Source organism: Caldanaerobacter subterraneus, assembly GCF_004345675.1.
GTDB classification, from domain to species: domain Bacteria; phylum Bacillota; class Thermoanaerobacteria; order Thermoanaerobacterales; family Thermoanaerobacteraceae; genus Thermoanaerobacter; species Thermoanaerobacter subterraneus.
The window spans coordinates 51,954-64,615 of sequence record NZ_SLWU01000006.1; the positions used below are offsets into that span (position 1 = coordinate 51,954).

The following is a 12,662-nucleotide window of genomic DNA, read 5'->3' on the forward strand; positions in this document are numbered from 1 at the left end:
TTTTTTTGAAAACTGCCGATAAAAAATTAATGAGTGTATTTATAGATGGAAGGTGATGGACTTGGATATAGCTACAGTAGTAGGTATAGTTGTTGGATTAGGGGCTATAGTTTATGGATTTGTATTAGGGGGAGGTACTCTTGCTTCTTTAATAGATGTGCCTTCTGCTATAATAGTTTTGGGGGGTACTATAGGGGCTACTATAATTACTTATTCTATGGATGATATTAAAAAAGTACCGGGACTTTTAGTGAGAGCTTTTAAAAATGAAAAGGATAATTATCTTGAGATAATAAAGTATTTTACTTATTTAGCGCAAAAAGCAAGAAGCGAAGGGCTTTTAAGCCTTGAATCCGAAATAGAGTCTGAGGAGATAAAGAAATTTGATCCTATTTTGAAAGAGTGTTTAGAGCTAGTTGTTGACGGATCTGATATGGAACTTATTAAAACGACTATGGAGAATAAGATATACGTAGAGGATATGGAAGCTAAAAAAGAAGCGGGCATTTTTGAGTCGGCGGGTGGTTATGCTCCTACAATGGGCCTTATAGGGACAGTTATGGGACTTGTTCAAGCGTTGGGTAATTTAACTGAACCGGACAAATTGGGTCCTGCCGTAGCGGTGGCATTTATAACTACACTATATGGTGCCATTTTAGCAAACGTGTTTTTCCTTCCTATTGCTCAAAAATTAAAAAATAGGGCTAAAATAAAAACAACTGAAAGAGAATTAATATTAGAAGGAAGTCTTTCACTGCAAGCTGGGGAAAATCCAAGGATATTAGAGAGAAAGTTAATGACATTTATCGCGCAGGCACAGCTTAAAAATACACCTCAGAAAGGCGGTGTAGAATTAAATGAAGAGATTGGAGGAAGATGAATCAAAACCAAATAAAGATAGGTGGGTGCTTACTTACTCTGATATGATGAGTTTGCTTTTAGTATTTTTTGTGGTACTGTACTCGATAAGTACGGTAAATGCTACTAGATTTGCTCAACTTGCCCAAATTTTGAGCAAAACTTTGGGTGGTACAAAGTATGTCATAGGTGAGTACAGTGGTGAAAGTATGGTTCCCGGAAATTTGGGGGACGAAAATGAGTTGGCAAAGGTGCAGGAGCAGTTGAATGCTTTGATAGAAAAACATAATTTACAAAAAATGGTAACAAGCCGTATAGATGAGAGAGGGCTTGTAATAAGCTTACAAGATACTCTTTTGTTTGATTTAGGGTCTGCTGAGGTGCGTCCTGAGGAAAAAGAGGTGCTTATAAAAATAGGGAGCATATTAAAGGATTTGCCAAATTATATCCGAGTTGAAGGGTTCACAGACGACATTCCAATAAACAATCAAAAGTTTGCCTCTAACTGGGAACTTTCTGTTATAAGGGCTACTAACGTGTTAAAGATATTGGTAAATGAAGTTGGGATAGAACCCCAGAGGATTTCAGCAGCAGGATATGGTGAATATAGGCCAATTGTTCCAAACGATTCAGAAGAACATAGAAGGCTCAACAGACGGGTTGATATTGTCATAATGAATACGGAATACAACAAATGGGAGCCTAAGGGTCAGTAGTTATAATTTTTTATAACAGTCATAAAAATTTTTAATAATTCCTTGTATTCTACTATGCGCTTGTTTCATTGACAAAAAATTTACAATGTTGTATAATTTCAAGTACATAGTAGAATGAGGTGAGGACAGTGAGCAAAAAAACCATAGTATCTATGGCCGTTATAAGAAGGCTCCCTAGGTACCATAGGTGTTTGGAAGAGCTTCTGAAAAATGACATAAAGAGAATTTCTTCAAAAGAATTGAGCGAAAGGATGGGCATTACTGCTTCTCAAATAAGGCAGGACCTCAATAATTTCGGAGGTTTTGGCCAGCAAGGATATGGCTATAATGTTGAGGAGCTTTACAATAATCTGACCAAAATTTTAGGCCTTGACAAAACCTATAACACTATCATAATAGGCGCTGGCAATTTAGGACAAGCGATTGCCAATTATACTCGATTTGAGAAGTCTGGATTCAATTTAAAAGGCATATTTGACATAAACCCAAGGCTGTTTGGATTGAAGATAAGAGATGTAGAGGTAATGGATGTAGAAAAAGTGGAAGAATTCATAGCTAACAACCACATAGATATAGCAATACTGTGTATTCCCAAAGACAATGCCCAGTACACTGCTGACAGATTAGTAAAAGCTGGGATTAAGGCTATATGGAATTTTTCACCAATAGATTTAAAAGTGCCCGACGATGTAATTTTAGAGAATGTCCACTTGAGCGACAGTCTTTTTACCATATCTTACAGATTGAATGAAGAAGAGCTATTTAAAAAGCTTAAAGGGGAAACAGTGAAAGTAGATGGATGAAATGTCCATCTACTTTTTATTTTGGCATGATTTTTGCATAAAATATTAAAAGCGAAAACTCAAAAGGAGGGTGACTTTGGTGGAATATAAAAACATAGAAGTGAAAATTGAAAAGGGGATTGCCACAATCACAATTAGCAGGCCAAAAGCTTTAAATGCATTAAACACAGAGACTCTTGAAGAATTAGAAAATGTTTTAGAAGTTTTGCAAAATGACGATGGGGTAAAAGTTATAGTTATAACTGGTGCAGGAGAAAAAGCATTTGTGGCAGGAGCAGATATTTCTGAAATGAAGGACATGAGCGTATTTGAGGCGAAAAAGTTTGCTGAGTTAGGTCAGAAGGTATTTAGAAAGATTGAACTTATGAAGAAGCCAGTCATTGCTGCTGTGAATGGATACGCTCTTGGAGGAGGATGTGAACTTGCTCTGGCTTGCGATATAAGGATTGCAAGTCGTAATGCAAAATTTGGTCAGCCAGAAGTAGGACTTGGAATTATACCGGGATTTGGTGGTACGCAGAGGCTACCTCGAATTGTAGGTGTTTCAAAAGCGAAAGAATTCATATACACTGGAGATATGATAGATGCAGAGGAGGCTTTGAGAATAGGCCTTATTTCAAAAGTAGTAGAACAAGATAAAATTTTAGAGGAAGCTTATGGTATTGCAAAAAAGATAATGTCAAAAGGGCTTGTGGCAGTATCACTGGCTAAAGAAGCCATAAACAAAAGCCTCGAAGTTGATATCGATTCAGGCATGGAATATGAGGCCAATGCTTTTGCCCTGTGTTTTGGTACACAGGATCAAAAAGAGGGCATGGCAGCTTTTTTAGAGAAGAGAGCTCCTAAATTTGAAGGAAGATGAGGGGAATGCCCCTCACTGTACCCTAAAATGTTAAAAAAATATCAAAAAGGAGGAGTGTATATGGATTTTTCTTTTACCAGAGAACAAGAGATGGTGAGAAAAGTAGTGAGGGAATTTGCAGAAAAGGAGATTATGCCACGCGCAAAAGAAATTGATAGAACAGGGGAGTTTCCATGGGATAACGTTAAAAAAATGGCGAATGCCGATATGATGGGGATTCCCTATCCAAAGGAATATGGAGGAGCAGGAGGAGATTACATAAGTTACATCATCACTGTTGAAGAAATATCTCGCGCTTGTGCAGCTACAGGGGTGATACTTTCTGCCCATACATCACTAGCATGTTTTCCTATTTTTCAATGGGGAACAAAAGAGCAAAAAGAAAAATACCTTGTACCACTTGCAAGAGGGGAGAAATTAGGGGCTTTTGCTTTGACAGAGCCTAACGCTGGAACTGATGCAGCAGGCATTCAAACAACTGCTACGTTAGAAGGGGACCATTATGTATTAAACGGCTGTAAAATCTTCATTACCAATGGTGGAGCGGCGGATGTATATATAGTTTTTGCTAAGACAGATAAATCTCAAGGAGCTAAAGGGATAAGTGCCTTTATTGTAGAAAAAGGCTTTCCGGGTTTTTCTATAGGTAAAATAGAAGAGAAGATGGGGATAAGAGGTTCAAGGGCGGCAGAACTGGTTTTTGAAGACTGTATAGTGCCAAAAGAAAATTTGCTTGGCAAAGAAGGGGAAGGATTTAAGATAGCTATGGTGACTTTAGATGGTGGGAGAATAGGCATTGGTGCACAGGCTCTTGGAATTGCACAGGCAGCGCTAGATGAGGTCACAAAATATGTAAAGGAAAGGCAACAGTTTGGAAGGCCTATAGGGAAATTTCAAGGATTACAGTGGTATATCGCTGAAATGGCTACAAAAGTAAGTGCAGCCAGACATCTTGTCTATTATGCTGCCTGGAGAAAGGAAAACAACTTAAGTTACAGTATGGAAGCCGCAATGGCAAAACTTTTTGCCTCAGAGACGGCTATGGAGGTTACTACTAAAGCGGTGCAAATTTTTGGCGGCTACGGCTATACAAAAGATTATCCTGTAGAAAGGCTTATGAGGGATGCAAAGATTACGGAAATATATGAAGGTACATCAGAAGTTCAGAAAATGGTCATTGCTTCAAATATTTTAAAGATGTAAGGAGGGAACTATCATGGACATTATTGTTTGCATAAAGCAGGTGCCTGACACAAGTGAAGTGAAGATAGACCCTGTCACAAAGACTCTCATAAGAGAAGGAGTGCCAAGTATAATAAATCCGGAGGATAAAAATGCTTTGGAAGAAGCTATAAGAATCAAAGAAAAGTATGGAGGGAAGGTTACAGTCATCACTATGGGGCCACAACAGGCAGAAGAAGCTTTAAGAGAAGCCCTTGCGATGGGAGCCGATGAGGCCTATCTCCTTTCTGATAAGGCATTTGCAGGTGCCGATACTTGTGCAACTGCCAAAACTTTGGCAACGATGATTAAAAAACTGGAGTATGATTTAGTATTTTGTGGAAGACAGGCTATAGATGGCGACACAGCTCAAGTGGGACCGCAGCTGGCTGAACAGCTTGGTATTCCTCAAGTGACATACGTTAAAGAGATAAAAATTGAAGGGGATTCCCTTATTGTCAAAAGGATACTTGAAGATGGCTACGAAGTGATAAAAGTTAAGATGCCTGTGCTTCTCACGGCAACTAAGGAACTTAACACTCCGAGGTATCCTTCAATAAAGGGAATATTTGAAGCCTATAGAGAAAAAGAAGTAAAAATTGTAACTGCTTCAGAATTGGGAATTGACCCTCAGGAAGTGGGACTTAAAGGTTCGCCGACTAGAGTTATAGCCACTACAACCCCTGAGACAGAGAGAGCAGGAGAGATTTTTACAGGCAATGTAAAAGAATGTGTACAAAACCTCGTTCAGAGATTAGTTGAAAAACATCTTATATGAAGGAGGCTGGAAAAATGAGCGAATATAAAGATATATGGGTGTTTGTTGAGCAAAGAGAACAGAAACTCATGAATGTTTCTTTAGAGATATTGGGAGAGGCTCGAAGACTTGCAGATAAAAAAGGTGTAAAGGCTTGTGCTGTTTTGGTAGGATATGAAGTAAAAGGGCTGGCAGAGGAATTGATAAAATACGGTGCTGATGTAGTGTATGTCATAGACCATCTTCTTCTTAAAAACTACACCACGGATGCCTACACAAAAGTCATATGTGACCTTGCGAATAGCTTAAAGCCAGAGGTTATTTTATACGGCGCTACCTATGTAGGAAGGGATTTGGCACCGAGAATTGCAGCGAGAATGCGCACAGGACTTACGGCAGACTGTACGGCACTTGATATAGATGAAAATGGCCTTCTTTTGCAGATAAGGCCTGCATTTGGCGGAAATTTAATCGCTACAATAATCTGTCCCGAAAGAAGGCCCCAAATGGCAACAATAAGGCCTGGCGTTATGAAGAAAGCTTTGATAGATGAAGGGCGCAGGGGAGAAGTAATTGAAATAAAACCAGTGATAGAAGAAAAAGATATAAGGACAGAGATTATCAGTATAATAAAAGAGGCAAGGCAAAAGGTAAATTTAGAAGAAGCAGATATTATTGTATCTGGAGGAAGGGGAGTAGGGGGACCGGAAGGATTTAAATTGATTGAAGAGCTGGCGGAAGTGCTGGGAGGGGTTGTAGGTGCTTCCCGCGCTGCGGTGGAGGCGGGGTGGATTTCTTCTGACCATCAAGTAGGGCAGACAGGGAAAACTGTAAGGCCCAAGCTTTACATAGCCTGTGGAATTAGTGGAGCTATACAGCATATTGCAGGAATGGGTGGTGCAAAGACCATAGTTGCTATAAATAAAAATCCCGATGCTCCCATCTTTAAGATAGCCGATTACGGCATAGTCGGAGATTTATTTAAGGTAATACCGGCCCTGATAGAAGAAATAAAAGAGGCCAAGAAAAAGGCGATGGCATAAAATTTGCATGTAATAAAGTAGTAGTGACTTATGTATGTTTATCAAGAAGGGCGGCTGACCTTTGGGCAGCTGACCCTTTTACAATAAATTTCTAGGAGGGAAATGCAAAATGCAAAAAATATTTGTAGTTGGTGCAGGAACAATGGGATCGGGAATTGCACAGGTATTTGCAGAAAATGGTTTTGAAGTTGTAGTAAGGGATATAGATATGAAATTTGTAGAAAGAGCTTTAGGAGTTATTGAAAGTAACCTTAAAAGAAATGTAGAAAAAGGGAAAATTACAGAAGAAAAGAAAAACGAGGTGTTAAGTAGAATAAGAGGCACTGTTGATATTGACGAAGCTAGGGAAGCTGATTTTGTCATTGAAGCGGCTATAGAAAATATGGAGATAAAAAAAGAAATTTTTAGAGAGCTTGATAACGTATGCAGAGAAGAGGTAATACTTGCCACAAACACTTCTTCTCTTTCAATAACAGAAATAGCAAGTAGCACTCAAAGGCCTGAAAAAGTAATAGGCATGCACTTTTTTAATCCCGTACCTGTGATGAAATTGGTGGAAGTGATAAGAGGGATGAAGACCTCTGATGAGACATTCAATACGGTAAAAGAACTGGCTCAAAAGCTTGGGAAAACCCCAGTTGAAGTCAATGAAGCCCCTGGTTTCGTGGTAAACAGGATTTTGATTCCCATGATAAACGAAGCTATAGGAGTTTTGGCTGATGGAGTAGCTTCTGCAGAGGATATTGATGAAGCCATGAAATTGGGGGCAAACCATCCAATAGGACCCCTTGCCCTTTCTGACCTCATAGGAAATGATGTAGTTCTTGCAATAATGGAAGTATTATATCAAGAATTTGGAGATCCCAAATACAGGCCTCATCCACTTTTAAAGAAAATGGTGAGAGCGGGCTTTTTAGGTAGAAAAACTGGTAAAGGATTTTTTGAATATAAATAAAAATTAAAAAGGGGGATTTATATGAGAGAAGCTGTAATCGTGAGTGCAGTGAGAACTGCAATAGGAAAGTTTGGAGGAAGCCTGGCGGGAATTCCAGTAGTGGACTTAGGAGCAATTGTTATAAAAGAGGCATTAAAAAGAGCAAAAGTAGCTCCAGAACAGGTAGATGAAGTATTCATGGGTATTATATTACAGGCAGGCTTAGGTCAAAATCCTGCGAGGCAGTCTGCTGTAAAAGCGGGAATTCCTGTGGAGGTGCCTGCTACAACGATAAACATGGTATGTGGTTCAGGACTTAGAACTGTGGCTATGGCAGCTCAAGCTGTTATGCTAGGGGATGCTGATATAGTTGTGGCGGGCGGTATGGAAAGCATGTCAAGAGCTCCGTATTTACTGAGAGATGCCCGCTGGGGTTACAGGATGAACATGCCTTCTGGAGAGCTTGTTGATGAGATGGTCTATGACGGGTTGTGGGATGTTTTCAATCAGTACCACATGGGCATAACAGCAGAAAACATTGCAGAAAGGTACAAAATTTCAAGGCAGGAACAGGATGAATTTGCGCTAAGAAGTCAAAACTTAGCTGAGGCTGCCATAAAAGCGGGAAAATTTGAAGAAGAGATTGTTCCTGTGCCCATTCCTCAGAAGAAAGGAGATCCAATTGAATTTAAGGTAGATGAGCATCCTAGATTTGGAACTACTATGGAGGACCTGGCGAAATTAAAACCTGCCTTCAAGCCGGATGGAACAGTCACAGCAGGAAATGCTTCTGGAATAAATGATGGAGCGGCTGCAGTAGTAGTTATGTCAAGAGATAAGGCAAAAGAGCTGGGCATAACTCCTCTTGCGACTATAAAATCTTATGCCTACGCTGGCGTTGACCCGGCTGTAATGGGTCTAGGTCCAATTTACTCAACAAGAAAAGCTCTTGACAAGGCAGGTTTGAAGATAGAGGACATTGACCTTATAGAAGCCAATGAAGCTTTTGCAGCTCAAGCAATAGCAGTAGCTAGAGAGCTTAACTTTGATATGGAGAAAGTGAATGTAAATGGAGGTGCGATAGCTCTAGGTCATCCGATTGGGGCAAGTGGAGCGAGAATTTTAGTGACTCTTCTTCACGAAATGAAAAGAAGAGGTTCCCGTTTAGGTCTTGCTACACTTTGCATAGGCGGTGGCATGGGTATATCAATGATTGTGGAGATGTAAAATGGGCGCTCTTTTGAGCGCTTATTTTTTATTTTCATTGACATCTTCTTTAATAAAAATTACAATTATATTTGAAATTATGTAAATTAGAAAGGCGAAAGCGCATGGATAAATTGGCACTTTGGGAAGTTTTCGTATTTTCTGTTCCAGAGGCAGCGGTTATAATAAGCATAGCGCTGGGTTTAGCTGGAGTGAAATTTGACACAGTAAAAGGCACAGCCATGAGCTTAAGTTTAGGACTTATACTGTATTTTATAAGGCCACTGGTTACCAGTTACATAGTAAATGTAATAATTTATGTAATACTGCTGGTGACCTTATTTCTTCTGTTTAAAATGATGGATTTATTCAGAAGCATTATGAGTGTTACTTTGGCAGTTTCCATATACCTTATCATTGAATATCTCAATGTGAATGCAATGCAGTTTTTATTTGATCTAGATCCTACAGTTTTGTTACAAAATTATGTGCTTCGTTTTGCCTGCTTTTTACCACAGCTGGCAGTTGCAATTTTGTTTTCTATTCTCATCCGCAAATACAGACTTTTTCTCTTTGTTGAGTAAATACAGTGGGGATGAAAGGTATGCTCAGAGTTGTTGTCGCAGAGGATGATGAGATTTTCAGGAGGCAGTTAATAGAGTTTCTTAAAAAGATAGATGGGATAAGTGTTGAGTACTTTACTGATGATGGGAAAGAGGCTTTAGAAGCTTTAAACAAGATTAAACCGGAAATAGCAATTTTGGACATCGAACTTTTCCGCATGTCAGGAATTGAGGTAGCGAAAAAAGTAAGAGAAACCATGCCTTTTTTGGAGATAATTTTTATTACTTCTTTTGAAGAGTACATAAAAGAAGCAGTAAAGCTTTACGCATCTGATTATATTGAAAAGCCATTAAAAGAAGAGAGATTAAGAGAAACTATTGAAAGGATAAAGAAAAGGTTTTTAAATATTGAAAATTACCTTCCAGTACCTGTGAAGGACAATATGAGGCTTATAAATCCCAGAGAGGTTTACTTTGTTCAGGCTAAAAAGAAAAGAAGCGTAATTTACACAGGAGAAGAAAAAATTGAATGTGATTATTCTTTAAAAGAACTGGAAGAGATATTGCCAGGGGATATATTTTTTAGGACCAATCGCTCTTATCTGGTCAATATTTTAAAAGTAGAGGCTTTGAAGGAAAAAAACAGGACTTCTTTTGAAATTACTTTTAAAGGTTGTGCTTTTAAAGCCTACCTTTCAAAGGATTTATATCAGGAATTTAGGAAAAGGGTGAAAGAGATTTATAGAAATTAAATGGCGGGGAATGTAGATGTTTAAGAATATTTATAAAAGCGCGATGCTGATTTATGTAATTCAAATGGTCTTAATAGTGATTTTGGTAAATAATAATTTCATGAGGAGTCTAGATATTTTTCAGCCTAAGAGTGAGGAACTTTTTAGGCTGACAATAGGAGTTTTGATATTCGTGCTGAACCTTTTTTCTATTTTTGTTCTCAGAGAGCTTTACAGGCGTTTTAAAGAAGAGAGACAATACTTAATAAACAGCTTAAAGTTTAGATACATAGAAGAGCAGAATAGAATATACAGAAAAAATCATCATGACATTAAAAATCACTTGATGGTGATTTCAGCGCTTTTAAAAGAAAAAAAATACGAGGAAGTGGAAGAGTATCTATCTTCCTATCTTGATGAAATTGACAAAAATGTGTTTAATATAAATACCGGTGTAAGTGAAATTGATATTCTGCTCTATTCTAAACTCAGCAATGCGAAAAGTAAAGGAGTAGATGTTAAGTTTAAATGTACAGCAGAAATCAAATGTAGTCAAAGGCATGTTTTAAATTTGGTGTCAATACTGGGGAATTTGCTGGACAATGCGATAGAGGCTTGTGAAGAGATGAAGCACGATAAGTATATTGAAGTAGAGATTAAGGAAGATCCAATAGACTATATTTTCAGGGTTAAAAATAAGTACGATTTTGAACAAAAAATACCTGCAGGGACTTTTTTTGAGGAGGGATTTTCTACAAAAGGAGAAGAGGGAAGAGGAGAGGGGCTTTACATTGTAAAAAATATTACAGATAAATACAATGGCACTATAAATCTTAATACGGATGAGGGATATTTTGATATAACTGTAGAAATCCCTAAATTTTCTCTGGAGGGTGATTGCAATTAGTATTGAAAAGCTATCCCAAAGAATAGTGCAGAAGGTTTTCAAGGGACAGAATTTGTCGGAAATCGAGCTTGCGAAGATAGAATACGGTTTAAGTTTAGTTTTAGGGGTTTTAATTGAGTTTATATTAATTTTCTTTGTGGGATTTTTGTTGGGTGTTGGATATTATGTGGCAGTTATAATGATATCTTCCCTCTTTTTGCGAATAGGGACAGGAGGAGCTCATTGTTCTACATATCGCAGGTGTGTAACTTTTACAGGCATTTATTTTTTGCCCTTTAGCTTTGTGGCAAAATTTGTTGATGCCCATAGTTTACCTTTGCTGGAGCTTGTAATAGGTATAGCATTAATATTTGTGGTTTTGGGGATAATGTTATTGATGAAAAAAATTAAGTTTTTTATGGGAATACTAGTTTTAGAGACTATTGTATTTGTTTTATTTTCTGAGCGGGCCTTTTTTGCGTCTTCTATAGGCTTATTTTTGCAATCCGTGATGACTACTGCTTTTGGAGAGAGATTGGTAAATCTAGCTGACAATTTAATGGCTAAAATTGGTATATAAATTTTTTTTAAAATTTTTATGGATTTTTGTGTAATTTGATACATATCAATCAATTAAATACAAAAAAATCAAGGCAACAAATTGAACCCATGGAAGGATATACATTCAAAAAAGTAAATATAAGTAAATATTTGGATAAAATTAGGCGAAAAATGCATTTTCGTTCCCGAAAATGACACTTTCGTTCCGAAATTAACACAAAAAAGTTTATCTATTGTATAATTAAAAGTGAAAAGCACTTGGAGGTGAAATGTATGAAAAGATTTCAACCTCTGACAGCAATAGCTACAGTGCTCGCTTTCATAGGAAGTCTGGGACTTGTTGCTCCTGCTTGCATTGGCTGGTTTTATAAACCTCAAGTTCCAGAAATTTTAAGAAGAAAATAATATTTCTTAAATTTTTCACCCTTCCCTCGTGGATTTCAACATTTCTCCTGAGTTTTTACATAAAGTTAACTTTATTTAAGTGCCATTTGCTGGCACTTTTATTTTTTGGCATGGTATTTGCATGATGAAGGGAAGGGCTGGTATTGACTTTGATTTCAAAGAGGAGATATAATAAACACTGTGGGGATATGTAAGGGGGGTATGCAAAAATATTCGTTGAAAAATTTTTGAAACTACGTATAATTGTATTATAAAAGGCATTTTAAACTTTGCGGGGGGTTTTTATCATTGAAGGTTTATTCTTTGGTAGGTGAAAGTGGGACAGGGAAAAGTCATCATGCCTCTTTCATTGCAGGAAAATACGGGATAAGATTCATAATTGATGACGGGCTTTTGATAAAGGGAAATAGCATTGTGGCAGGCATTTCTGCCAAAAAAGAGGCTACAAAGATTGGCGCCATAAAAAGGGCTCTGTTTACAGATCCAAAGCATGCGGAGGAAGTAAAAAAGGCAATTGCAGAATTAAAACCTGATAAAATTTTAATAATAGGCACATCTGACAGGATGGTAGATGCAATTGCTGAAAAACTGTCACTTCCGCCTGTCAGTGTGAGGATATACATTGAAGATGTCCTCCCCCCTAAGCAGATAGAGATTGCTCGCGAAAAAAGGCTTTTAGAGGGGAAGCATGTGATCCCTGTTCCCACTTTTGAGGTAAAAAAACAGTTTTCAGGGTATTTCCTTGACCCCCTCAGGATTTTTAGGAGAAAAAGAAGCGGCTATTACGAAAAAACAATCGTGCGTCCAAACTACAGCTACCTTGGAAAGTACACCATTTCAGAGGGGGTTATAAATTCAATTGTGTCCCATGAGCTTCTTTTATTCAAAGAAGTCTACAGAGTGAATAAGGTAGTGACGGAGAAGAGAGAGGAAGGAATAATTTTAAACGTTGAAGTTACTATGAGGTACGGTTTTAATCTTGTAGCTCCTTTGATGCAGGCTATGGAGAACATTAAAAGACAAGTGGAGCGCATGACGGCTTTAAATGTCCTTCGGATAAATATTTACGTCAAAAGCCTATACGTCACTAAAAATAAATGAGGAAAAGGGTGTTGA

At 37.9% G+C, this 12,662-nt stretch carries 15 protein-coding genes; all 15 read left to right on the forward strand.

Going from position 1 to position 12,662, the window contains the following annotated elements:
* Window positions 1-55 precede the first annotated feature (55 nt).
* The 15 genes from EV203_RS03895 (at window position 56) to EV203_RS03965 (ending at window position 12,647) form a co-directional block, all read left to right on the forward strand.
* On the forward strand, window positions 56-880 hold the full coding sequence (locus tag EV203_RS03895; RefSeq protein WP_132039223.1) for a motility protein A: 825 nt from the start codon (window positions 56-58) through the stop codon (window positions 878-880).
* Window positions 858-1,574 (forward strand): OmpA/MotB family protein, encoded by a 717-nt coding sequence (locus EV203_RS03900; RefSeq protein WP_132039225.1) that lies wholly within the window; start codon window positions 858-860, stop codon window positions 1,572-1,574. The genes EV203_RS03895 and EV203_RS03900 overlap by 23 nt, the downstream gene beginning before the upstream one ends.
* A gap of 128 nt (window positions 1,575-1,702) precedes the next feature.
* Window positions 1,703-2,377: a redox-sensing transcriptional repressor Rex gene (locus EV203_RS03905; protein ID WP_132039227.1), complete on the forward strand. Its 675-nt coding sequence runs from the start codon at window positions 1,703-1,705 to the stop codon at window positions 2,375-2,377.
* 79 nt (window positions 2,378-2,456) lie between these two features.
* Window positions 2,457-3,239, forward strand: a complete 783-nt coding sequence (locus EV203_RS03910) for a short-chain-enoyl-CoA hydratase (RefSeq protein ID WP_132039229.1) — start codon at window positions 2,457-2,459, stop codon at window positions 3,237-3,239.
* A gap of 60 nt (window positions 3,240-3,299) precedes the next feature.
* Window positions 3,300-4,442 (forward strand): acyl-CoA dehydrogenase, encoded by a 1,143-nt coding sequence (locus EV203_RS03915; protein WP_132039231.1) that lies wholly within the window; start codon window positions 3,300-3,302, stop codon window positions 4,440-4,442.
* Window positions 4,443-4,455: 13 nt separating this feature from the next.
* A complete protein-coding gene (locus EV203_RS03920) occupies window positions 4,456-5,238 on the forward strand; it encodes an electron transfer flavoprotein subunit beta/FixA family protein (protein ID WP_132039233.1) in 783 nt (260 codons plus the stop codon).
* 14 nt (window positions 5,239-5,252) lie between these two features.
* Window positions 5,253-6,260 carry an electron transfer flavoprotein subunit alpha/FixB family protein gene (locus EV203_RS03925; protein ID WP_132039235.1) on the forward strand — a complete coding sequence of 336 codons (1,008 nt, stop codon included), beginning with the start codon at window positions 5,253-5,255 and terminating at the stop codon, window positions 6,258-6,260.
* A 109-nt stretch (window positions 6,261-6,369) separates the two neighbouring features.
* On the forward strand, window positions 6,370-7,215 hold the full coding sequence (locus EV203_RS03930; RefSeq protein ID WP_132039237.1) for a 3-hydroxybutyryl-CoA dehydrogenase: 846 nt from the start codon (window positions 6,370-6,372) through the stop codon (window positions 7,213-7,215).
* Between the two features lie 21 nt (window positions 7,216-7,236).
* Window positions 7,237-8,421, forward strand: coding sequence for an acetyl-CoA C-acetyltransferase (locus EV203_RS03935; RefSeq protein ID WP_132039239.1), 1,185 nt, complete (start codon window positions 7,237-7,239; stop codon window positions 8,419-8,421).
* 104 nt (window positions 8,422-8,525) lie between these two features.
* Entirely contained in the window at window positions 8,526-8,984 is a 459-nt protein-coding gene (locus EV203_RS03940; protein ID WP_132039241.1) for a hypothetical protein, read from the forward strand.
* A 20-nt stretch (window positions 8,985-9,004) separates the two neighbouring features.
* Window positions 9,005-9,715, forward strand: a complete 711-nt coding sequence (locus EV203_RS03945) for a LytR/AlgR family response regulator transcription factor (protein ID WP_022588137.1) — start codon at window positions 9,005-9,007, stop codon at window positions 9,713-9,715.
* 16 nt (window positions 9,716-9,731) lie between these two features.
* Window positions 9,732-10,601, forward strand: a complete 870-nt coding sequence (locus tag EV203_RS03950) for a sensor histidine kinase (RefSeq protein ID WP_132039243.1) — start codon at window positions 9,732-9,734, stop codon at window positions 10,599-10,601.
* A gap of 25 nt (window positions 10,602-10,626) precedes the next feature.
* Window positions 10,627-11,160, forward strand: a complete 534-nt coding sequence (locus tag EV203_RS03955; RefSeq protein ID WP_243700574.1) for an accessory gene regulator AgrB — start codon at window positions 10,627-10,629, stop codon at window positions 11,158-11,160.
* A 254-nt stretch (window positions 11,161-11,414) separates the two neighbouring features.
* Window positions 11,415-11,546, forward strand: a complete 132-nt coding sequence (locus tag EV203_RS03960) for a cyclic lactone autoinducer peptide (RefSeq protein WP_022588134.1) — start codon at window positions 11,415-11,417, stop codon at window positions 11,544-11,546.
* Between the two features lie 288 nt (window positions 11,547-11,834).
* Window positions 11,835-12,647 (forward strand): Asp23/Gls24 family envelope stress response protein, encoded by an 813-nt coding sequence (locus EV203_RS03965; RefSeq protein ID WP_022588133.1) that lies wholly within the window; start codon window positions 11,835-11,837, stop codon window positions 12,645-12,647.
* The last annotated feature ends 15 nt before the right edge of the window (window positions 12,648-12,662 follow it).